At 59.5% G+C, this 23,120-nt stretch carries 14 protein-coding genes; 2 read left to right on the forward strand and 12 right to left on the reverse strand.

Annotated elements, in window-relative coordinates; all coding sequences use genetic code 11:
* Positions 1-101 precede the first annotated feature (101 nt).
* The 3 genes from ACYQ2I_RS11900 to ACYQ2I_RS11910 all read right to left on the reverse strand — a co-directional run bounded on the left by ACYQ2I_RS11900 (position 102) and on the right by ACYQ2I_RS11910 (position 3,885).
* Entirely contained in the window at positions 102-1,682 is a 1,581-nt protein-coding gene (locus tag ACYQ2I_RS11900; protein ID WP_460167236.1) for a glycosyltransferase 87 family protein, read from the reverse strand.
* A gap of 72 nt (positions 1,683-1,754) precedes the next feature.
* The gene (locus tag ACYQ2I_RS11905) at positions 1,755-2,723 is read right to left on the reverse strand and encodes a glycosyltransferase family 2 protein (RefSeq protein ID WP_460167237.1); all 969 of its coding nucleotides are present in this window, start codon (positions 2,721-2,723) and stop codon (positions 1,755-1,757) included.
* A 67-nt stretch (positions 2,724-2,790) separates the two neighbouring features.
* Positions 2,791-3,885, reverse strand: a complete 1,095-nt coding sequence (locus tag ACYQ2I_RS11910; RefSeq protein ID WP_460167238.1) for a lysylphosphatidylglycerol synthase domain-containing protein — start codon at positions 3,883-3,885, stop codon at positions 2,791-2,793.
* Positions 3,886-4,119: 234 nt separating this feature from the next.
* Between ACYQ2I_RS11910 and ACYQ2I_RS11915 the strand changes: the two genes are divergently transcribed.
* On the forward strand, positions 4,120-4,758 hold the full coding sequence (locus ACYQ2I_RS11915) for an RAD23 family protein (RefSeq protein ID WP_460167239.1): 639 nt from the start codon (positions 4,120-4,122) through the stop codon (positions 4,756-4,758).
* Between the two features lie 13 nt (positions 4,759-4,771).
* Here the strand turns inward: ACYQ2I_RS11915 and ACYQ2I_RS11920 are convergent, their stop codons facing one another.
* The 4 genes from ACYQ2I_RS11920 to ACYQ2I_RS11935 all read right to left on the reverse strand — a co-directional run bounded on the left by ACYQ2I_RS11920 (position 4,772) and on the right by ACYQ2I_RS11935 (position 14,346).
* A complete protein-coding gene (locus tag ACYQ2I_RS11920; protein ID WP_460167240.1) occupies positions 4,772-8,314 on the reverse strand; it encodes an AAA family ATPase in 3,543 nt (1,180 codons plus the stop codon).
* A gap of 97 nt (positions 8,315-8,411) precedes the next feature.
* Positions 8,412-9,623 carry a metallophosphoesterase family protein gene (locus ACYQ2I_RS11925; RefSeq protein ID WP_460167241.1) on the reverse strand — a complete coding sequence of 404 codons (1,212 nt, stop codon included), beginning with the start codon at positions 9,621-9,623 and terminating at the stop codon, positions 8,412-8,414.
* 278 nt (positions 9,624-9,901) lie between these two features.
* On the reverse strand, positions 9,902-11,719 hold the full coding sequence (locus tag ACYQ2I_RS11930; protein ID WP_460167242.1) for an alpha-amylase family protein: 1,818 nt from the start codon (positions 11,717-11,719) through the stop codon (positions 9,902-9,904).
* Between the two features lie 152 nt (positions 11,720-11,871).
* Entirely contained in the window at positions 11,872-14,346 is a 2,475-nt protein-coding gene (locus tag ACYQ2I_RS11935; RefSeq protein ID WP_460167243.1) for an MMPL family transporter, read from the reverse strand.
* A gap of 573 nt (positions 14,347-14,919) precedes the next feature.
* Between ACYQ2I_RS11935 and ACYQ2I_RS11940 the strand changes: the two genes are divergently transcribed.
* Complete coding sequence (locus ACYQ2I_RS11940) at positions 14,920-16,314, forward strand: carbon-nitrogen hydrolase family protein (RefSeq protein ID WP_460167244.1); 1,395 nt, start codon at positions 14,920-14,922, stop codon at positions 16,312-16,314.
* Positions 16,315-16,725: 411 nt separating this feature from the next.
* Here ACYQ2I_RS11940 and ACYQ2I_RS11945 read toward each other — a convergent pair whose 3' ends face one another.
* The 5 genes from ACYQ2I_RS11945 to ACYQ2I_RS11965 all read right to left on the reverse strand — a co-directional run bounded on the left by ACYQ2I_RS11945 (position 16,726) and on the right by ACYQ2I_RS11965 (position 22,518).
* A complete protein-coding gene (locus tag ACYQ2I_RS11945; protein WP_460167245.1) occupies positions 16,726-17,037 on the reverse strand; it encodes a hypothetical protein in 312 nt (103 codons plus the stop codon).
* A gap of 243 nt (positions 17,038-17,280) precedes the next feature.
* Entirely contained in the window at positions 17,281-18,063 is a 783-nt protein-coding gene (locus ACYQ2I_RS11950; protein ID WP_460167246.1) for a hypothetical protein, read from the reverse strand.
* 123 nt (positions 18,064-18,186) lie between these two features.
* Positions 18,187-19,173, reverse strand: a complete 987-nt coding sequence (locus ACYQ2I_RS11955; protein ID WP_460167247.1) for a hypothetical protein — start codon at positions 19,171-19,173, stop codon at positions 18,187-18,189.
* 349 nt (positions 19,174-19,522) lie between these two features.
* Positions 19,523-20,404 (reverse strand): hypothetical protein, encoded by an 882-nt coding sequence (locus ACYQ2I_RS11960; protein WP_460167248.1) that lies wholly within the window; start codon positions 20,402-20,404, stop codon positions 19,523-19,525.
* A complete protein-coding gene (locus ACYQ2I_RS11965) occupies positions 20,395-22,518 on the reverse strand; it encodes a hypothetical protein (RefSeq protein ID WP_460167249.1) in 2,124 nt (707 codons plus the stop codon). Before ACYQ2I_RS11965 ends, ACYQ2I_RS11960 begins: the two co-directional genes overlap by 10 nt.
* Positions 22,519-23,120: the final 602 nt, after the last annotated feature.

Raw genomic sequence — 23,120 nt, forward strand, 5'->3', positions numbered from 1 at the left:
CAAATGTCCGCCGGAACCCCATCACCGGGCCCCGTTCTTTCCTGCGTGCTCTCTGATCGGCCATATACGCTTCTCTGAACCACAACGATCGTCGCTCGGCATTAATAATGTACCCACCCCAACCAAGCCATGAACTCCAGCAACCACGGATGCGTCCACGGATTCCACGTAGGATACGCCGCCGAAAGGGCCGAAAGCCCCAGCAGCAACAAAGCTGTTCCGCGCCGAAAGCGCGAACGCGCCATCCGATCGAGGGTGGGTATCATCGTCGTTAACCACAAAGGCGTGAACCACAACATCCAACGAAAGGCGCACGACATGCCCCCGTAATTGCGGTCATCTTGCCCCCGCATCAGGTAGAATGTCAAACACACGAGCGTCAAGACGGCAATCGACGCCGCCAACGCGCGGAGCCTTCGATCATCGCCCCTCACAATCCACATCCCCATTCCGATGAACGACAATATCCAAACCGGCGTCAGCGAAAAGATTCCGTGATGCCCGATCAGCACGTGCACGGCGTACATCAGTTGTGACGATTCCCCGCGGTCGATTCCTACACGATGCCGCCAATAACTCTCGTATATTTTCCCGTTCCGCTCGTACGTGTAGTCGTACCAGTTCTCTCCGGTCGTCCCGTCGCCTCTTTCCGCGTAGGGAATCGTCACCCGGCCGTGCGCTTGGTAGGTCGTCCAAAAGAAAGCTGCTGCGACGATTGCCGCCGCCGGAACAAAAGCAATCAACGTGTGCCGAATCGATCGGAGCAGCATGGCAAGCCCCAAGAGCCCCAGGAACGCCAGCGCAGGCAATTCGCATGCGACTGCGAATGTTCCGAACAAGCCCGCCGCGAAAAAGTCGCGTCTACATAGCCTGTCGTGCCACCATGTTGCAATCGCGCGATCCAATGCGATCGCGACACACACAATCGCCGGCAGATGGTTGTTCAATGTGATCAAAAACGGATTCACCAACGTGGCAAAGCACGCAGTCGCCACGACAAAAAATCGCGTCCAGTCGTTTTTCGCGAACCGTTCCGCCCAACGGCTGATCAGCACCAGCACGCCGATCCACGGCAGAAGGTTCCACGTCAACAACATAGTCCGCCCGATAAAGTACGGATGGTCTCCCAGCGTCCACGGCTCTCCGATAACGGCCTTTGTCCCGTGGTAGATCAGCCAATATTCCCACGATATGAGCGTCGGCAACAACGGCGGCTTGCTCGAAAAAAGGTGGCCGTCGTGTTTCACCATGTCGATGGTGTCCCAGCCTTGTTCTTGGATCACATTGTCGATGGCGTACGGCCATCCTTCGACTTGAAGATCCTTTTCCACCAGTACTCGAATGGTGCACCACCGACTTCGATCATTCGCACTGAGAAACGGCCGGCGAATCGTCGCTTGATCGATCAGCGCACTTCGGATTCGAGCCAGTTCGCGTTCCAGTTTCCGGCCGGTCACACCGCGGGCTATCAGCTCTTGTCGCCGCTGTTCGACTTTTTCGGGCACGGCTTCAAGACGCTTTTCTTCCAACTGAATCGCGTCGACCGAATCGACCGAAAGAATCCGCCCCGCGCCGGCGCCCGCTGCGACGGCAATCAGCACAGCGTACACCATCCGGCGCAATTTCGCGGTATCCTTGAACTCCAACGAGGCATTGTCGCCGGATCGACCGTCATTCTTCATCGTAGGCTCCTTCAAGGCAGAAAGCCGCACTTGCGCATCCACCGAACACACAAGTAGACGAACAACGCCGCGTCACCCGGTCGTCGTCCGAGTCGGTCCGCGTCGCTCGGCGATGGAGTAGGTCGGTGTCTGAGGCACATGAAACGCAGCAAACAACTCGGCCAAGAAGCCGACGCTCAACAGCTGGCCGCCCATCAGCAGCAAGGCGACGGAGTAGAGCACGAGCGGTCGTTTGTGTAATTCGACGTCGGGCATTTCCGTCAGACGAGAGACGACCCATTCGCCCGCCAACCAAACGAGCAAGAGCCCTCCGAGAGCGAAGCAAATTAATCCGATCGTTCCCAATAAGTGTTGCGGTCGTTGACCATAGCCGGTCACGAACTTGACGCTCAACAGATCCAAGAACCCTTTCACGAATCGCGTGAAACCGTACTTCGAATGACCGTGTTCCCGCGGTCGATGATGAATCACCAGCTCACCGACGCGAAATCCCTTCGCCCCGGCCAGCACCGGAATAAACCGATGCAGTTCCCCGTAGAGCGACACTTCCTTCAAGACTTCACCACGGTAACACTTCATACCGCAATTGTGATCGTGCAATTTGACCCCGGTCATTCGACTGACCATCCAGTTGAACACCCGCGATGGATACACCTTGTGCCAGGGGTCATGGCGGATTTTCTTCCACCCGCTCACGACGTCGAACCCCTCGTCGATTTTTTCCAAGAATCGCGGAATCTCGGCCGGATCATCTTGCAGATCGGCATCCAGGGTTATAACGCGGTCTCCCGTCGCCTCGGCAAATCCGGCGCTCAGTGCGGCGGCCTTGCCGAAATTGCGTCGGAACCGAATCGCCCGCACTCGAGGATCTTTGTCGGCAAGCTCACCGATCACTTTCCATGATTCGTCGTTCGACCCGTCGTCGACAAAGATGATTTCGACCTCGTAGCCATGCTCAGAAATCACGTTATCGATTTCGCGATGCAATTGGGGAAGACTTTCTTCTTCGTTGAATACGGGAATCACCAAAGACAGTTTCATTCGGGTCATCTCCCCATTCTCAAAATGTCGCCGTCGGTTGATTCGCGAAGCTCCACGCCCTGTCTTGTCAAACGGATGCCGTATGTTCCGAAGACGGTTCGTCGTCCTTCACCTGCGAATGCCGCCGCAGCTCCGAGGCACGGTCTCCGACGGAATTTGCCGTTTCCACGTCGAGACTTTTGGGCCTGGCCACGTAGAGTACGCCGGCGACGCCCAATTCGGCGGCCACCCATTCCAATCGCAACAACGCGGCGGTTACACAGGCGATAAGCTCGGCACGATCCGCCGTTCCCGGCAGCATCTCCAAATACGGGGCAATCAAGGCGACGAGAATCGCTTCGCGCACACCCAAGCCTCCCGGTAAGACGAGGATCAAGAATCCCGCCACTGTCGCCAATGCGGCGGTCGCAACGCACCGTGGAAACAGTGCCGCCCCCACCGGCTCGACACCAAGCCCCTTCAGTGTTGCCCACAAACTCGCCGCTAAGAACAACCACAACACGAACGTGGCCCCCCACCCCTGCCACAATAGGCCGAAATCAAGCTGCGCGATATGACGCGAAAAAGCCTCATCGCGTTTCAAGCGTCCGATCCACCGCGCAGCAAACTTGAACACCGGCGGAAGCGTCGGAATCCCCGCCACGGCCACGAGAATCGCCGCCGCCCACAGCAACTGCCGTTGCTCCCGCAAAGCAACCACGAGATAGCCTGCCGCCAAGAACGCTCCCACCGCCATCATCGTCAGCGTTTCCACGAAGACGGCAGCGGCCGCCACGGACGCGTCTGTTCGCTTGGAACGCACCAATGCGGCCCGAATCAAAACAGCCCACGCCTTCCCAGGAACATATTTCCCCAGGTGGCCCACGTAATAGGCACGAACCGCTTCATAAAACGTCGGCCGTTGACCGAAGGCAAGCAATACGCGCCACCAAAACCATGCCGAAGGACTCAAGCCGACGGCATAGGCCAACACCGCGAAGACAATCCACCCCGGCTGCCATGCAAGCGCCGACTTCCCGGATGCCCGGTATTCCGTCAATTGCCGCCATGCGTCCATCAGGGTGCCTCGAATGGCCCACAAAACGATGACGACAAGAGCAAGCTTCACAGCGAGGACAACGAAGCGTTTCCAGGGAGTTTTCTTCTTCGGTGGGGCAGTCATTCGGGGTTCGTCTTCACATCTTTACATCTGGAAACGTATTCAGGCGGGCACAGACCCCTCGCAAGAACTAGGCTCATGCCCCTTAATTCTAGGGGTTCGCCCAGCGTGAAAGGGAGCGCAAGGCGATGTCTACAGAATAGCCCCATTCATGGTACAATGCAACGCAACGCGTGATCTCACAACCACTTGCGTCGGAGGCTCCCCCATTACGCTCCGTCGCCGGAGGAAACCGTCATGTATTCAGCCTTGCCCGCCGTCGGTTTCTTGCTAATTGCAGTCCAGGCCGGATGGCAACCAGCCGAAACCGGTGGTGTCGAATATATTCTGCAGATAGAACCGGATCTGCTGCAGGACTTGGCAGAAGGTGCCACAGTGGCAGAGAGCGACTTTCCTCCCGAGCTCGTCGGAAAAATCGTGCGCTACAGGATTACCGTCGGCACGACACCGCCGCCGCGTATCGCACCGCCGGATCAACCGGAGCCACCGCAGGTTGCAACCCCCGAAGCGTCAACATCGTCCCCCGAAGAAGCACCACCAGCCACTCTGCCTGAGATTCCGCAGGGCCGCCGCTTAGAAGCCGTTCCCGCCGTATTTGCAGAATCGGAAACGCCCGGCGGGCCCTCGACTTCACCCAGTGACGCTTCTGCTACGCCGCAGACCTCCTCTACCGAAACTCGCCAAACGGGCGTCTCCCTATCGAGTTCCGATACCAAGCCTCGCCCTTGGTTGCCGCTTACCCTGGCGATCTCCGGCATGGTGGCCGCGGTCGCGGGAATGCTGTACACCGGCTGGTTGGCAGTCGAGTACCGCCGCAAATATCTCTCGCTATTGCGCGAAACGCTGACCGGCGATCAAACACCACAGCCGGCATAACCCCTGCCGCGGATCAGGCGGCTTCCGACGTTCGTTCGGTCTCAGATTCCGCGAAAAAATGCTCGCCCTCCGACAACCAGCGTGATTCGGCGAACTCCCACGAGTCGTCCTCTCGGTCGTCTCGAGGTTGTTGCGAGTGGTTCTCGCCCGCACTCTCTTCCGACTTCCGAGGCGTCTCCGGCGCTTCGCGGTCGGGCCCCTGTTCGACGGCGTCCTCATCCGGTGACGATGCAAGTGTCACAGCCCTTGCTTCGCGCGTTTCTTGGGCAACCTTTTCTCGAAGACCTTCGTCGTCACCGCGGCTTGCCGCACTGGCCCCCGCAGATTTGTCCGGTCCGTGTTCGCCCTTCAAGGCATGCTCGACCGTTTTCTTCTGCCGACGGCGCTGCTTCTTCGTCTCGCTTTTTTTGGAAGACCGTCGGCCATCGGGTGCTTTGACGTGACGGGCAGAATCGGATGCCGCCTCCAGCAGAATCGTACCGTGTTCCGTCAGCACAATGCCCGGTACGCCGACTTTTCGGAATGCCTGAACGATGTGCTGATGACAGGTAAACAGCAGGATTTGCCGTCCGGCTTCGGCAAGCCGCCGCAGCACATCTACGGCTGCCGTAACTCGCTTCACGTCAAAATTCACCAAGACGTCATCCAAAACGATCGGCAGGGACTTTTCCTGGTGAGCATACACCGAAGCGACACTCAACCGTAAAGCCAAGAACAATTGTTCTCGTGTACCGCGGGAAAGCTGCTCCACGCGGCGCACACCGTTTTGGGCATCGTCGACAAAAAGAACTGCTTCGTCGATCGGCGTCCACACGCGCCGATAGCGTCCGCGAGTCAATCGGCGGAACAACTTCGAAGCTTCCCGGAGTGCCTCAGGCTGACGGCGGGTTTCGAAACGTCGTCTCACGCGAGCCAGTGCACGTTCCAGCAACGCAATGCTGTTCCACTCTCGCTCGTACTCCGCTTTTTGCCATTCCAGTGCACGTATTCGAACAGCACATCGGGCGGGCCCTCTGTTTTCGGCCGCCTGGGCCAACTTTGCCGACAACGCCCCCCGCCGCTCGTAACAGCCCTCCAACGTCGATTTCAACTGTGCGGCATTCTTGGCGACTTGTTCGATTTCGGCCGTCAACTCTCGGGAATCTTTGGCGTATTGCTTTGTCAATACCAAAATCTCGTCAGCCTCGCCCGAGCGATCGAGAACGAGTTGAATCTCGGCTTTTTCTTTCTCGAGCGCGGCGCGTCGTTCCGCCTGTTCTTGTGACTCCTCTGCTCGCTTCTTGAAAGACCGATAATCGGATGCGCCCGCCTCGTGATACAAGCGCCGCAATCGGAGCCGATCTCGCTCGATGCGTGCCATCATCCGTTCCCGTTTGCGACGCAGCGAGTGCCTTCTTTCGCGTAACCGTTTGCGAATCCGATCCTTCTCGAGGGCTAGCTTCAGGGTATCTTCCAGCGTGGTCAACAACGCATTCGGTTCGTCCCCGTTCACACCGATTGCGTCGGCCACCTGGCGGATCTGTACTACGAGAGTCTCCAGCTCTCGTTGCTTCTGAGTCAGTTCCTCACGCGTCGCTTGATACCGACGGCGCATTTCCGCCATTTCGTCACTTTCGCGGAACAATTCGGCGACACGGCCGGGTGTGAGGTCGGCGGGAAGTCCACAACTTTTGAGACGGGCTGCCCATTCCGATTTTGCTTCCGCCAGCCGAGCCTCCACGGCCTCATATTCGCGCATTCGAGACTCGGCCGCTTCTTCCGCCGCCGCCCGCTTCCCCTCGAGTACCGAAAACTCGTCCAATGCGGCGAGTTCTTCTTCCGTTTCCTTCAGGCGGGCTTCCCACGACCATTCGCTATCGCCCAACTCGGCTTCCAATGCAGCGCGTTCGGCGGTCAATTCGGCACGCTGCGTATCGAGCATTTGACGTCGCCGCCGACACTGCTCCAATCGCGATCGAGCCTCGCGTTCAAGGAGGAACTTCGCGGCAATCGATGCCGCCATCGCCCCTGCACCGGCGAGAATGGTGAAGATACCGAAGCCTTCCAATCCGCTTTGGGAAAAGACGGCCGAAACGATCGTAAACAAGATCAACATCGCCCCGACGATAAACCCCGCGCCGATTCCGGCCAGCACCGGCACGGACAGTCCCTGTTCTTCCAGCAACTGCTGAATTTGCCGATCGAGCTCGGCTGCATACTCGTCTGTTTCCTCCAACCGGCGTTCGCACTCGATCCGCCGCCGTAGCCGGGACGCCCGCTTCCCGAGTCGGTCGATCGCTTGCGACAATGTCTTGTCCGGCCGATCGGACAAAACCGACGCCAATTGTTTTTCCAACTCGACGGCTTCGGCCTCCGCACGTTCGGCTTCGGCCCGTAATCGGGCAGCTTCGGCCTCCAGCTTTCCCAGCCGTTTTCCGGGGCCGCGAAGTCGTTTCCACGTTGCCGATGTGATCGTCACGCCCTCACCGTCATCGGAGTCGATCGCAACCGGCACTCCAAAACGCGCCCCCAGTTCTTCGAGCCGGCGACGCCGACGGTCGGCTTCCATTTCGAGTTCTGCAATCTGTTGCTTCAGCCGGGGAAGCCATTCTCGCTTCAACACAAGAGCGTCGATCTGCGGGCGTACTTGCAACACATGGGAGAGCTGCCCTAGTGCCTTTATCTTCTTCCGCAAGCGGGATTCCAGCGACCGTAGCTTTTTCAGATTTTCCCGACTGCGGTACAGTCGTTCGCGAACCTGTTCGACCAGCTCGACCAGTTCGCTCGTCGGCCCGGGGTCATCAAATCGTTTGATCTCGCGCGCCAGGGACCGATACCGACGCCACCGCGGCAATAAAGCCTCGACCGTCTTCAGTGTCTCAAGCCGTTTCTGGACGGAAGCCGCTTCTTCTTCCAAGGCGGCTATCTGTTGCTCGTTTTCCTTCGCTTGTCGCACAAGTTGAATGTGTGCCCGCACCTCCGCCGCGTATTCAGTCTGCCGTTCCGCAAGCTCTTCAAGCCGCGACGCACAGTTTTCCAAGGCACCTGGCTCACCATTACCAAACAATCGCCGCCGCGTCTGCTCGATCTCGGCGATCAGTTTTCCCAACGCACCCCGGTCGACGCCGAGGCTTAAATCGTAAAGCAGTTCGGCTGCCTGCGTCTCGTCCAATGTTCGCAGCGATGCCAGTTCGTCCAGGCCGACGGCAAACACGTGATTGAACGTCGGCTCGTCAATACCGTGAAGGAGCGTCTCCAGCGTCTCGACCTCGATGACGTCACCGTCGGCGTCCAGAAGACGGACCGATTCCCCTTCCCCCGGCCGCCAACGCCTCGACAACCGGCAATCGATCTCGCCGTCGCGGATCACCAACGAACCGGCCAGCGCGCCGCCGTCCTCAAACAGATAACGGCTGCGGGATTCCATCCCGAACCACATCGCCCGCAGGAACTCCAAGAGTGTCGTTTTTCCTGCTTCATTCCTGCCGTAGAAAACGTTCAGCCCCGGCGAGAGCTCCTCGATTACGAGATCCCGCCAAATGCCGAACCGTTCCACCTCGATCGACCTAATGTTCACCGCACTCGCTCCTTCGAGCCCCGGCCCGGGCACGTCCGTGTCGTCCCTGTCTTATTGTGACTTCGGACCACCTTTCTCCGACCGCGCCGTCGGCATCTTAGTCGATATGAAGTGCCTGCAACGCACGAACGACGGCCTCGTCCCGCGACGAAAAGGCGATTTTCACGCCTTTTTCCGCCTCGTTTTCAGTTGATGATGATTCACCCTCGGAGGCTTCCGTTGCGTCTTCTCCGTTCCCCCCGGCCAACATCTTCAATAACTCGCCCCGGAGCGTTTCGTCGCCAAACTCCGCCCCAGGATCGTCCCACACGGAAAACCTGACCGGCCCGATGCGACACGACGGTTTCCGCTGGGCACATCGCTCCGCTATTTTCTGCAACGCCTTGTCGATGAGTCCACTACGTCGCGCCGCAGCCAAGTCGGCGGCGCCGCCGGCGAATTCCACCGCAAAGCACGCGGCAATCCTTGTCGACGCCGTGGCAGCCTCGACCTCCCGCATCGCGGAAGCGACGATGGTTTCCGGAGTCGATTCTGCTTCGATCAACAACGTCGTTTTCCGATATTGCAGCGTCTCAACCGTGATCGCCCGCGGAGCATCGAGCAGGCCGTCGGCCCCGATTTCGACAATCGAGACCGAATGCGTTCCAAGCTCGCACCAGTCGCGCCCTTGCGGTGTCCCCGGATCGTGCCACCAAACGCCGTTGCGATTGACCGTCTTACGGCGATGGCTCCCACCTAAGGCCCAATAGGCAGATCCCGCGATGTCCGGAACACAGTCGATCAACTCGGCCGGCTCGGTCTTATCGCCGTCGATATGCCCGACGCCCACGACAAGACTTCCCGCCGGGACGACCGGAACCTGGCGATCGTTGGCTTCGCTCTCGAAACCGTACGGCCAATAGACAAACACCAGGGGAGGATCGTGTGCTCCCAATTGAGGCCGCAACAGGGTCGGCCGCCGCTTGGGCAACAGCACGTTCTCGGGCCAAACGTCTCGGTTCGTTTCCCAGTCGACTTCGGCCGTGCCTGGAGCCCACACGACGGCGATTCCTTCTTCTCCCAAAAGCGAGAACTGTTCAAGCAAGAACGCAACCGCCCGCGGTCCGGCGCGGTTCAAATCGACGAGATCGCCCGCAATCACCACGGCGTCGACCGCCTCGTCGACCGCTTTTGCTACGATGGCCTCGAATACCTGGTACGGCACATCACCCAGCCAATCGACGTATTCGTCCGGTGAGTCCACCGGCCCCACCGGCGGTCGCTCCAAATGGACATCCGCCGTGTGCAGCATCCGATACGGTCGGGGCATCGAGATCACCTCCGTGTTCGCCCGCGTGGCCGATCCGCCAACCACCAACTACCGACGCGCAGCCGGCACGCTTTGCCGCCCGCTGATTCAGACTCCGATTGTTCAAGTGGGAAGTCTAGCGAATCCTGAGAGGCGGAGCCATAGCAATTCATTCGTGCCGAAACGGGCATTCCGGCGGCATCGTCGGGGGCTTCCCCCCGCTCAGAACCGACGCAAATACATGCAATCTGCGCAAGACAAAAAAACTTGGCAAGGGGATTCGCCGTCGGCAACGAACATCAGCGGGGCCGGATTTCCAGCATTCCCCATTCCTCGAGCCCAGGAACGGTCACGATCAAGCGTTCGTTTTCCGCCTGGATCGACAAGCCCGAGACATCCCCGCGCGGCGTGTGCCACACGGCCGAACCATAGGCTGCCGGTTCGAGCGGCAACAGCGACGCGGCCAGCGCAACCCTGAACTCGCCTTTCGGAACGAAACGATCGTCCTTGCCGGCATAGGTGCGGTTGACCAGATGCACGACAACCGGCCGACGCTCCTCATTCGCAAGCCGGAGAACGGCCAACACGTCGTCGGCACCAATTACCTCGACCGGGGTTCCGAGTCGCGTGAACAATCGTTCGCGATCCGACCACGTTACCACCCTTTCGCTCAGGCTATCCAACACCGCTCGTTGTGCCGGATCAAGAATAAGATCGTCAGGAACGACGATTGCCTCGAAGCGACTCAACATCTTCAGCGTCAGGCGTTCGTCAGGCAACCAATCATCACCCGCAATGACGACTCCGAATGGAACGTTTCGCTCAGCCAATTCGACGCAAATCGGTTCGATGTTTCCCTTCCTTGTGCGATTCGCCTCGCTTCCGTACACAACCGCAACAGATGCGGCCGCTTCGTAGCCGTCCATCAATTCCGCATGCTCACGAACGAAGCGGTACACGTATGCGTATTCTTCCGTCGGGCCGTCATACCAATGGGTTCCCTTTTCCGGCGTGTAGCACCACTGCCGTTGCGGCGCCATGAAGTTGTGGCCCATCGCGTACGATAGCGCCGTCCACGACCGCACCAGAGCGGTGCGGTTCTCGGCGTTGATCAAGGCCCAATCCTGGCCCGAAGCGGTCGCCGCCACCGGCTTCCCAAGGGCGTCGGCCAATTTGTAGATGTAGATCGGATGTCGCGGAAACGAGAGGTCCGCAGCATTGTGTGGTATCTCGCAACAGAAGTAGCTCAAATAGGGAGCTATGGCCAATCGCATCGGCGAACCTAAGCCGGAATTGACCGACAACGTCAGTTTTCGCCCCGCCCGGCGACACGCCTCACGATGGTATTCCGCAACAAAAGCCACATTTGCTTTGACCTGGAAATCCAGGAATTCATCGGCCAGCGGTAGGCTCCCGCGTTTCCGGTTGTACTCGTCGGGCGTCACCCCGTGATCGAGCAAGAACTGCCGATAGTCGAATGCGTCCAGATCGTCGATACCCAGTGACGTCAGCTTTTCCCGGGCCACATTTTCCTTCAGGTACTTGCGAAATCCGTCCATGCAGTACCGACAAAAGCAAGCCGATCGCCAAGTCACCGCGGCGGAAGTCCCGGCGTAATCGTCGATGTGCAAGCCGTCTGCCCCCGAAGCGGCGACATCGTCCAAACGGGAATACAAAAACTTCCGATACACCGGGCTGTTTGTGCACCACCACCAAGCCGGCTGTTCCTTGTATTTGTGATCCCACAACCAAGGAACAATGAACGGTTCACCTGCGAAGTTGCGACAGGCGGCATCCATAAACTCGGGTGTGAAATCGATTACGCGACGGAATTCCGTCAAGAAACCGACACTCGTGGTGAACAGCCGCACGCCCGCCTCGTGAGCACGACGGATATGTTCGGCGTCGGCACGCCCCGCCCACCCCAGGACGGTGCACCCGTAATCGGCGTACCGGTCCGGGTTGTCGTACATGAAGACGACGTCACTGTGTCGAATCGCCCGCGAGGAATGTTGCTGGCCGACCAGCGTCTCCCCCGACACACAAGCCGCCACCATCACGACCCAAACGGGGACGAGTCGTCCACCGATCCTCCCGTTGCGAGCTTGCGTTCTCATCCCCGGTTACCTCGCTTTGCCGACCACTCTAGAACATGCGCCCGCATGCATGGAGCAAGCGCATCACGGTGCTTGGCCCAATGATAGTCGGCAAACCGCGGCAACGCAAAGGCAGCGAAAAAGCCGATTCGAAGCACGACCGAAGTCATACATCAGCGACGCGCAGCGGCTGCGGGGGGCTTCTCTCGATGACGAAGCAAAGCGGCATTTTCGGGCGACTCCGAGACCGCATCATTCACTTCGCGATCACCTCGCCCGCCGAAAAAACGCTCACAGAAGCGGCCCCACAGCAACATGAACGAAGGCACCATAATCGTTCGAATCACGAACGTATCGAGCAGCACGCCCATTGCCAGTGCGAAGCCAAGCTGATGCATGGTTCGCAGCGAGCCGGTGATCATTGCAGCAAACGTTCCGGCCATGATGATGCCGCAACTGGTAATGATCCCGCCGGTGCGAATCAACGCCGCCCGTAGCCCTTCGACCATCCCGCGCTTCCTTTGCTCTTCGAATACGCGGGTAACGAGATAGATGTTGTAATCCTCACCGATGGCCACGAGGATCACGAACAGAAACGTCGGCAATTTCCAATCCAGGCCGTGATACGAGTCGCCGTGTAACCATTCAAACACCCATTGGGTCATGCCGATCGTAACGAAGTATCCCCACATGACCGACAAGACCAAGTAAATCGAGATGAACGGCCGCCGAATGATGAGAATCAACACGAACAACACGGCGATCGGAACGAGCTTTTGAATGAGCAACTGGTCGCTGGCCGTGATCGCTTTCAAGTCGCGAATCCCGGGGGTCGTCCCCAGAAAGTAGAACTCGGCTCCGGCAAACGGCGAATCCTCCTGCGAAGCGTATTCCTTCAAGAACTTCTCGACGTGATCCAACAAGCGGATACTTTCCAGCGAGAACGGATCATAAGGGAAGATGAGGTCGAGACGCGTCACACAACCGGTGTACGGTTCCTGCTGCGCCACGTAGATTTCCTTTGCGCGACCGCTGATCACGCCCCGACGCATGCCGCCGAAAAGGCCCACGCGGCGCTTCGTCCGATCTCCCAACGGCTCGACGAGACTTCGCACGCTTTGAATAGGCCGGAAGGTCTTTCCGGTCGAATCGGTGTACTCCATCTTGTACAGGGCATCGACCAGCTTCGGAAGCCGCTGGAAGCGATCCGGGCCGGTGGAGAAATCCGCACCGGGCATGTAGACGAGTACGGTCACAGGCCCGGTTTCACCGGCGGGAAAGTATTCTCGCAACAAATGCGTTCCTTGCACGCACAGGCGGTCCCGTCCCAATTCGTTGAGCAGGTCATACGTCACCGTCACTTTGCGACCATGCCAAGCGAAAGGCGCCATCACGAGTAGACCGACGACCAACACCCATCCCGGCCGGGCGATAATCAGATCGCTCAACCCCACCCAAAAGCCGCGAAACCGCCCGCCTTGTGCGGCCCTCGCCTCGCTCTCAGGCGAACCGTCGCTCTCACCGTCCCATGATCCTCCTTCATGAACGGAAAACGGCCAAAAGACGTATTTACCGAGAACCCGCAAGATCGCCGGGGCGAGGGTCAAGCATGCCGCCAAAGCGATCACCAGGCATATCGCAATCGCCGGGCCGCCGCTTCGGAACTTACCGAAATCGGCGAAGGCCATCGTACCCAACCCTAAAATGGTCGTCAGTGCGCTGGCCGCCAACGCGCCGGTCACGCGTTCCAACGCCAGCGCGGTCGCCTCTTGCGTGCTGTACCCGTTGGCCAACTCTTCCTTGTAACGAGCAATCAAGAACAAGCAATAGTCGGTGCCGGCTCCGAACAACACGACGACGACGAAAATCTTCGTCGTCTTGAAGACGGCGAATTCGTACCAATTCGTCTTCATGCTGATGTCGGCCAAGATCGCAATCACGTCGAAAGCGAAAAAGACGGCGATCGCGATCGCGATCAGCGGCACGGCCGCAAGAATCGGCGCCCGGTAAACCACAAGCAAGATCAAGATGATCAGGCCGATGGTCGCCCATTCGGTTCGCTTGATACTCTCCTCGGCCGCGAACAACATGTCGGTGCCGATCGCCCCCGAGCCCGTAATTCCCAACGTGAGCCCGACCGGCTTCGTTTCGGCATTGTCGAGCGCACGGAACTTGTCGTAGATGCGCGACATCGGCTCCATGTTCTCGACCGCCATGATCTCCCCCTGCATTTGCAGGATGACCAGTGCGGCCTGCCCGTTCTCGCCCGGGGGGCTGATGAGTTTTTCGCCGACGACCGGGGTTCGCGGGCCGATGATATCCAGAATAGGGGTTTCTTCGCCCTTCTTGGGTGTATAGGCAGCGACCACCTCGTCGGCAAAAGCAAGATCTTCCTTCGTCAGCGGGCCGTCTCGCCGGGCGAGCACCAACACGACCTCGCTCTTGCTTCGCACTTCGCCGAAGGCAGCATCGCGAAGTTTCTCGCCTTGCACACTGGCCACGCTGTCGGGCAGATAGGCAAAATCCCCGTCACGGGCTACGTCATCCCATACCGGCGCGGCAAGTCGCACAAAGGCAAAGGCAGCGGCCCAGCCCAAGAAGACCAGGAACCACCATCGAGAAACGGCATAACTAAATCGCTTCAGCACAGCGCCACCATCTTGGGTCGCAGAAAAAATTCCGGTCCGAGCCGGTCTCACGCCTCTCAACTCCCGGCTGCACCTATCACAAGCCTCCATCCTACCACATTGGGTGCCCCAGCCAAGAGAACACGCGATGCGGCGACTGCCGGAATTGGCCCGCAAATCCCCCCTAGGCCACCCGTTTTCACTGCCGGGAATCTGAATGTGACGGCCACGTCGACTCTACGGCCCCTGACCGCAAGCGGCTCTTGATTAGAAATCGGCGATTGAAGCCGGCAGATTGGGGCTTTGTCCCTAAAACGGCCTTTTTTTGAGCATAGGCCGCATAGCCACCGTCATCGACACGACTGGACTAGTGCCGTTTCCAGTTCGGGAATTTCGCGTTTTTGGCAGGGGCGGAAATTGATCTTGGAGAATTCGCGGAGTTTAGCAGCCCGTTGCACAAGCGGGTTTTGGACATCGTTTGAAGTAGAATAAGGCCCAGCGGCGGCTAGGGCCGCGCGGGCTCGGTATTGGCTACAATGAAGGCGAGTTGAGAACACGCGTACGGGGAGACGGTTCGCGTCGGGAGGCGAAACAATGCGGATCAAGCTCGAGCAACACCAGCACAGCAACGGGGACTTCACCGGAATTTGGTGGCTCACGGCGGTTGCGGCCGTTTTGTGGCTCCCGTGGATGATGGAGCCTGCCGTAGCAGTGGAAGTGCCGGACGGTCCCGACGGCTGGTCGGTTGCGGCGCCGCGCGACGAGATCGCTCCGGCGTTCGCCTATGCCCCCCGCGGCGGGCGCAACGGGCGAGGGGCCTTGGTGATCGAATCCGATGCGTTGGAGGGGCGGATCGGATGGTGGCAGCGCACGTTTGCTGTGGAGGGAGGCAAGTACTACAAGTTACGTGTTTACCGCAAAACGAAGGGGGTTGATGTGCCGCGGCGCAGTGCTGTGGTGCGGATCGTATGGCAAGACGAACAGGGTAGGTTGGTGCCCCGTCCCGGGCCGGTGGTTGACTATTTCCGAGGAGATGGCACGACGCTTGCCCGTCCCGAATTTCCACCTGACAGGGATACCGACGCCCAAGGGTGGACCGAAGTCTCCGGTACGTACCAAGCGCCGCCCGCCGCGTGCCGAGCGGTCGTGGAATTGCATTTGCGTTGGGCCCCGCAGGGGCAGATCGCGTGGAGCGATTGGTCGTTCGGCGAGGCGCCGGCGCCGCCGAAACGAATCGTCCGTTTGGCGGCCGTCCATTATCGGCCCCGCGAAGGGACGACAGCTGCACAGAAACGCGAACAATTCGCGCCGTTGATCGCGAAAGCTGCGCAATTGCGTGCCGACTTGGTTGTGCTCCCGGAAACGCTGACCTACTACGGCTCGGGCAAGACCTACGCCGAAGTCGCCGAGCCCATCCCAGGCCCAACGACCGACTATTTCGCTCGACTGGCTAAGCAGCATAATCTGTGGATCGTGGCTGGGTTGCTGGAACGGGACGGGCCGCTGGTTTACAACGTGGCGGTTCTGATCGGGCCGGAGCAAGGGCTGGCGGGCAAGTATCGCAAGGTCTGTCTGCCCCGCAGTGAGATCATGGGCGGCGTGACCCCCGGCAAGGAATATCCCGTGTTCGACACGCCTTTCGGCAAAGTGGGCATGATGGTGTGCTACGACGGATTCTTTCCCGAGGTGGCTCGCGCGTTGGCCAATCAAGGGGCCGAGATCATCGCTTGGCCGGTTTGGGGATGCAATCCGTTGCTGGCCCGGGCCCGTGCCTGCGAGAACCACGTCTATTTGGTCAGCAGCACCTACACGGACGTATCGCAGAACTGGATCGTTTCCGGCGTGTTCGATCACCGGGGGGAATTGCTGGCTCAAGCCCAGCGCTGGGGGGACGTAGCGCTCGCCGAAGTCGACTTGAACCGGCCGACGTATTGGGCGAGTCTCGGGGATTTCCGGGCTGAAATTCCCCGCCATCGTCCCGCTCAGTGACCAGGGCGGCCGGAGATTGGTGGACGGATCTTGCCGCCGGCGGACCGAAGGCCTCGGAGATTCGATTTTCCCGTCTTTACCCTGTCGCCGCTTCCCGGCACCAATATCGCCTCGCAGCGTTGACGTGGGCCGCCATCCGGTGCGGTAGGCTCTCGCACGGCGAGGCACTCCCATTCAAGGAAGATTTCGTTGGCAGCAAGGAGTGCTGGACGTGAGAACCTCTTACTTTTCCGCCGGCGTCTTGGCTGGTTTGGTGTGGGCGACCGCTTCGGTTGCGTGGGCCCAAGCTGCTCCCGATGTTCTGCGATCGACTGCTCCGCGGGGAAGCGGGCGTGCGGCTGGTGGATTGTGGCGGGTTTAGGCGGCTGGGCGGAGATGGGCTTCCCAGAGGTCGGCACAATCGCCGTCGAATTAGGCAGGGCCAACTGCCTGCTTGCAGCGGCTGGCGCCACTCGATGGCCCCTGCCGTGTTGCCAGCGTCCCCCGCACCAGGCCCCGGTGCCGCATCGACGTACCACAGTTCGGGCATTCCGGCGGAGCCTCCGATGTCTCGGCCGAGTCGGCCCAGGCCTGCATGGTCGCTTCGCCCAACTCACGCAGCCCCTCCTCGATCTGCTTTTCCGCCTCTTCCAAATCCCGCAACTTCGAAGGAAGTCGATCCAGCATCACATCCAGATACCGATGCAGTTGCTCACGATTCGCCGCGTCCACTACAATGGCCATCGTTTACCTCGCAGGGCGTTAGGAAACTTCAATTACAATCAAAATCCTAACGCCCTGTTTTACTCATTTTCCCCAATCGCGCAACAACATTTCAGCCGCACACAAGGTTACCCGTTATTGATCCTCCCAAAAGTAGTGGACCCTCGGAGCCTCAGCAAACGCCGCGAAAACCGGGCTCCCGCTGGTCGCCCTGGGCTCACTACTTTCGCGACGGTCAGTAGTACGGGCGAGAAGGTCACGCTTTCACAACCAGGTAGTCAGTTCGACAAGTTCCTCGAATGAATCGCAGCAGTTGACCAGTTTCACCAGTGCCTCGGTGCGCCAGCGGGGTACCCACTGCGCTTCGTCCCGACGGCGGATGGTGTCGATGATGCGTGCTTTGATCTGGTCGAGCGTGAGTTGGTCACCTTCGGTAGCCTCAACAACCCGGGTCCACGCGTTCCCATTCGTTAGCCAACAGAATACCTTGCCCAGAAAAGTTCTTGGTTGGACAAGCTCTACTTGCTGCACGTGCAGTGTTCGCCCGGAAATGTCGATAAGTTCGAGACCCACATAGTGCCCTCTCCATGCCAGTCGGAGGGGCAATGAGCAGATTTCCTTCCGGTACTGAAAGGATACAAGGTCAAGCGATCTCGTAATGCCGATTGCGGGCATTTGCAGTCTTGCCAACGGTCCTGATCCGATGTCGATGCAGCGTGCGCCGTGTTCTTCCAACAGTCGCACAATCTCTAGTTCCAGATCGTCAGACTGGCGCCGAGGTGCTTGCCGAACCGGAAATATGGTGGCGACATAACGGCGGGATTTCCGATCCAGCTCCAACTGAAGGTCGACGGTGCCGGCACTTCGAGTACACCGATAGGAAAAGCCTTCTGGGTCGGGCGGCGGGATTTCGATCTGAAAACGCTCCTCCAATTCACGTCGTCTTTCCGGGGTAAGCGGAGGATTGATAACAACAGTTATGCCCTCCTGTTGCAATAAGTCCTTACAGTTCTGCGCAACCTCTATCGGTAGGTACAGATTTGGCAAGGGTCCACACCATCGACTGCGGTCTCGATAGTGCGATACCACCGATCGCCCAGCGATTGTCATTCTCTTCAAGGTGTTCGCAGCGGGAGAGGGCATGATTGAACCCAATGACGGTGTCATGGCCTACGGCAACAGCGGTATCCAACCACGAAAGAACCCGTGGAACGCAGCAGTCACGCACGACCTCGCCCGCTGACCGTACTTAACGACCAACTCCGGAAACAGAACCGGAAGCTTCCAAATCCTGTACGCTTTGTCGACGAATCTTGGTCCATTCTCGTACGGCGTCACTCTGAGCAAGAACAGACCGTTTTCAAACACTTCAGTCGCGTGAGCCACCTGGCGATTTGCAATGAAAATCACATGAATACGAAACCTGCCGCCACCGGGACCGAAAATGATCGACATCGTCGGTTTTGCCCGACTGAGCAGGAAGCCTCCCAGGGGCAAAAAGCCCAGCGTGTGGTGCCAGCGGAAGTCGCCTGCCAAGAGATGATACGTGCTGTTGCCCAGCCCGTAAAGGTTACCTGCGACGATGTAATACCGTGCAGTTTCAAACGCCCAGCGACCGGCCAATTGTTCTGCCGTGCCCGCCGCCACGGCACTTGCGTAGCGTGCCCCCTGGTAGCCGAGGGCAATCGAGTGCACGATGCCCGCCACCTGACCGAGCCGGAACGCAATGCCCTGATGGTTCCGCGTGGCAATTTCACCGTAAAGCAACTCGCGAAGCTTGGTGGTCATGCCGAAGGAGATGATGTCGGCGAACCCGGCGGCAAAGCGATCGACCTTGTCGAGCCAGTCGCCCGGGCCGGTCCAGAGCTCCCAAAGAGCGTCGGCAGCCCGATCGACAAGGTGCCCGAAAGCCTCCCAGAAAGATTCGGCGATCAGACCGAGTGGATCACGCTGGAAGAGGATGTACCTTTCGAGTTGCTCAAACGCCTCGGCATGTGCTCGGGCCAAACGTAATGAAAGGCGTTCGTCCTCTTGGCACAACCGGGCAAGCTGCCGGTCCAAATCGGCAAGCATCTCGGGCAGCCGGGCTTGGACAGCAGCGAGGGCGTCGTGCTGGGCCTTGGCAGCGTCGTGGGCCTGCTGGATGATTCGCCCCACGACCGTTTTTCGTGGTTCGAGGTTAGCGACCGTCACAGAAGTAATGGCCCGCCGGTGACCAGCCGCAGACTGCTTTCCCCGCACTTCAGCAACGAAGCAAGGGCTCACTACTCTTGCGGACATCGACAACCGGAGCACAAAGCTGCCGGAGCCTCTGGTGGAAGGTGCAAAAGAAAGAGAAAACGGAAGCGGCGGCTGTGTCGCGACAGGAAGAAAAGCAAGACCGCCGCGTTTGTGGGCGTCAGAGAAAGTTTGAAAAGTACGGATGTAAAGGGGGACAGCGAACCCCTGGCTGTGCTGTGTCGTCAAGCAGAGGGCAAGCTGTGACGACCGACGTGTGGCAGTAGCATCACAGCCAGGTGGTCAGCTCGACCAGTTCCTCGAACGAGTCGCAGCAGTTGACGAGTTTGACCAGTGCCTCGGTGCGCCAGCGGGGAACCCAATTGGCTTGGTCGCGCCGGCGGATCGTGTCGGCAAGGCGGACTTTAATTTCGTCGAGAGAAAGTTCCTCTCCTTCAGCTAACCCTACCAGCTCCAGTTCCACCGGTAGATTGAACAACCAGCGGACGAGTGCTCGAATGCCGATTGGTGGCTGCGCAAGTCGCGCCCCCTCGATCACATAACTCTTTCGCGCTGCATCGACGAACCACGCCTGGTGGAACCAATCAAAGTGTACAGCGCGCGCTGGGACAACGCACAATTCGGCCCAACTGGCAAAGCTCTGGATGTCGCCCGATCGGCTGACGGCGATTATGGGCCAAGTGATGTCGGCCGGTTCCCGGGAATTTGTGTGCGCCCACGTACCACCGTGGCCGACCAGCGTGCCGACAAGCCGTGCAAACAACTCTTCCACATTGGCGTGAGAAAGGTCCTCAGTCGGATACTCTGGCAAGTAGATCACGCACCTTCTGTCATTTTCGCGGACAATGTCTACATCAACCACGACGTCACGATACTTGCACCGCAAGCCGATAACATGAGCATAGTCCTTTTCCAGCTCCGACTCGGACGGTGCCCGTTGCCCCAGAAACTCGCACATTCGCGCGATTTGTTCTGGCGACGGTGGCTCTGTTGGGGTAACTTCCAAACCGGCGTCATGGAGACATTGGCGCAGCGAGTTGGCGGCGGTCGCGGGGAGAAACAACACAGCAACACACTTCCGCCGGAAGTACAATTGCCTTGGAAAGCGGTATCGGCGGCTTTGGTAACGATAATAGTCGCTCAGTTGCATGACGGCTCACCGTGCACTCGACTGGTCGCGGTCAAATAAAAGGACACCACCCCCGGAAAAACGCGTGGATCGCCGACGTGAGGCACGACCAGGCACCGATTCCCGGCCGCACGACAGCTTCGGGGGAAAAGCACCGGAAGCTTGATAATCCGGAACGTGTCGTCGAACCACCTGCTCGCCCTCCAAAGCGGCAGTTCCTCGACGGTCATGTTGAAATAGTCACCTATCGCGTGGAGGTATCGCCCCATCGCACCGTAGTACACATGGAAAGGTCGGCCGGAACGAAACAGGATCGACATCGTCGGTTTTGCCCGACTGAGCAGGAAGCCTCCCAGGGGCAAAAAGCCCAGCGTGTGGTGCCAGCGGAAGTCGCCTGCCAAGAGATGATACGTGCTGTTGCCCAGCCCGTAAAGGTTACCTGCGACGATGTAATACCGTGCAGTTTCAAACGCCCAGCGACCGGCCAATTGTTCTGCCGTGCCCGCCGCCACGGCACTTGCGTAGCGTGCCCCCTGGTAGCCGAGGGCAATCGAGTGCACGATGCCCGCCACCTGACCGAGCCGGAACGCAATGCCCTGATGGTTCCGCGTGGCAATTTCACCGTAAAGCAACTCGCGAAGCTTGGTGGTCATGCCGAAGGAGACTATGTCGGCAAACCCAGCGGCAAAGCGATCGACCTTGTCGAGCCAGTCGCCCGGGCCGGTCCAGAGCTCCCAAAGAGCGTCGGCAGCCCGATCGACAAGGTGCCCGAAAGCCTCCCAGAAAGATTCGGCGATCAGACCGAGTGGATCACGCTGGAAGAGGATGTACCTTTCGAGTTGCTCAAACGCCTCGGCATGTGCTCGGGCCAAACGTAATGAAAGGCGTTCGTCCTCTTGGCACAACCGGGCAAGCCGCCGGTCCAGTTCCCTCAGGCGGACGTACATGCCGATCTGGCCGAACCACAACGACCACCAATGGGCGCTGGCCGCGTGCTGGGTTTGCTGGATGATTTGCCCTAGCGCCTCCTTTTCCGCATGGACCTGGGCGCGAAGTTCTTCAAGACCCTGGCGGAAGGCTTCCCGGGCCGAGTAGAGCGAATCGTAGGCATCCTGCTTGGCACGGGCGACCGACTGGGCCAGCTTTTCGGCGGTGTTGGCGATCGCCGCGTCGGTCTGGGCAATGGTGGCGGCCAAGTCCTCAAGAGCCGCGGTGCGCTCGGCGGCAAAGTCGCCCAGAAGCTGGTCGATCGACTGGGCCACCTCATCCCGCGCGGTAAGCACCTCCTGGTACGCTTGTTGGGCGTCTGCCAGCACTTGGTCGACAACCGAAGGGGGGAGTTCCGGCCAGGGATGGTCGGTTTGGATACTCGGGTCATTCTCCACCACCGACCCGATCTGCGGGGCGATAAGTTCGGCGGATACTTCGCCGCCGGCGCGGATGCGGCCGATGGAATGGGCTGCCCGAACCGTACCGTCAACCGCTCCCCAACTGCCGATACTGCCGATCCGCCCGCCCAGTTCGGAGCCGCTGGGATTGTCGGCGGTGATTACCGCGTCGATCGAGCCGAAGGCGAAGATGTCGTAGTCACTTGAGGAGCTATAAACGTAGTCGTAGTACTGGTCGTGGCAGCCGATGTTGCGTCCGGCGTGCAAGTAGCCGGTGATATCGCCGCGTGCCCAGAGGGCGGGCGTGCCGTAGTAGTTCCAGTGTCCGCCGCCCAGGTCGCGATCGGCCGAGAGGCTGCCGGCGAAATCGCCGTAGGTTTGTACGGCCGCGTCGCGTCCGGCGTGGAAGTTGCCGGTTACCGAACCGAAGGCGAAGACGGCAAGATCGCCGCCGGCGGTGGCCGAGCCGCTGATGGTGCCTTCGCTGCCCAGGAACAGGTCGGCTGTTGCGGACGCCTGACCGTGGAAGGAGCCGAGGGCCAGCACTTCGCCATACTGGCCTGCCTGGAGGCGGCCGAGAGCGTCGCCGACGACCCAAAGCCCGGCGCTTGCGCCGGCGGAAACCAGCAGGGTGTCGCCGACAGCGTTGCCGATTGCAACCAGGCCGGCGTCGCCGGAGGCGGAGCGGACGTGGCCGTTGAAGTCGCCGTAAGCGAAGGCGAACGCGCCCTCGGGGCCGTCGACCACGAACGGTCCGGCGGCGGTCGACCAACGCTAACCTCTTACCAAAAAACGCATTACGAGGGACCGCCAGTTTTCTTCTCCCGGCCACAAAACTGGGGATGAGTCAGATCTCGCGCCGATTGCATCGACGCATACTTGCTCGAGCGGGACATCCAGCCGCTGATCCCATCAAAGGAGCATGAAGACCGCGCGGCGCGGCCTGCGAAATTCGACCGCAGGAAGTACCGGCGGCGCAACATCGTCGAGCGTTTGATTGGCTGGCTGAAGGAAGCCCGTCGCATCTTCTCGCGCTTTGAGAGAACGTCGCGAAACTTCGCCGCCTTCATCAAACGTTATCTGCGCCTGGCTACTTCTACAGCACAGGGCTCACTAAATAGCCAGACGCAACCACCAGATACTGTGCCAGGGCCGATGGTGCCACCAAAAGATGTTGTGGGAGTCAACTCACCGTGCGTTGTAGTACTACCTGCACTTTCTGAAAAACGCCTATCTCACCTAGCTTCCGCCGCCGGGGTGCTTTGTCGTGACCATGCTGGCCCGGAACGGGCACCTGGAACACGGGAGAAGACGTGCGGAGGGTGCGTAACCTTTTGAAAAGGCTAACA

This window comes from Thermostilla marina (assembly GCF_054657455.1).

Bases quoted from the DNA above. Each gene is read 5' to 3' on its own strand.
- ACYQ2I_RS11900 (WP_460167236.1), bottom strand. From the start codon at position 1,682: ATGAAGAATGACGGTCGATCCGGCGACAATGCCTCGTTGGAGTTCAAG.
- ACYQ2I_RS11905 (WP_460167237.1), bottom strand. From the start codon at position 2,723: ATGAAACTGTCTTTGGTGATTCCCGTATTCAACGAAGAAGAAAGTCTT.
- ACYQ2I_RS11910 (WP_460167238.1), bottom strand. From the start codon at position 3,885: ATGACTGCCCCACCGAAGAAGAAAACTCCCTGGAAACGCTTCGTTGTC.
- ACYQ2I_RS11915 (WP_460167239.1), top strand. From the start codon at position 4,120: ATGTATTCAGCCTTGCCCGCCGTCGGTTTCTTGCTAATTGCAGTCCAG.
- ACYQ2I_RS11925 (WP_460167241.1), bottom strand. From the start codon at position 9,623: ATGCCCCGACCGTATCGGATGCTGCACACGGCGGATGTCCATTTGGAG.
- ACYQ2I_RS11930 (WP_460167242.1), bottom strand. From the start codon at position 11,719: ATGAGAACGCAAGCTCGCAACGGGAGGATCGGTGGACGACTCGTCCCC.
- ACYQ2I_RS11940 (WP_460167244.1), top strand. From the start codon at position 14,920: ATGCGGATCAAGCTCGAGCAACACCAGCACAGCAACGGGGACTTCACC.
- ACYQ2I_RS11945 (WP_460167245.1), bottom strand. From the start codon at position 17,037: ATGGCCATTGTAGTGGACGCGGCGAATCGTGAGCAACTGCATCGGTAT.
- ACYQ2I_RS11960 (WP_460167248.1), bottom strand. From the start codon at position 20,404: ATGCAACTGAGCGACTATTATCGTTACCAAAGCCGCCGATACCGCTTT.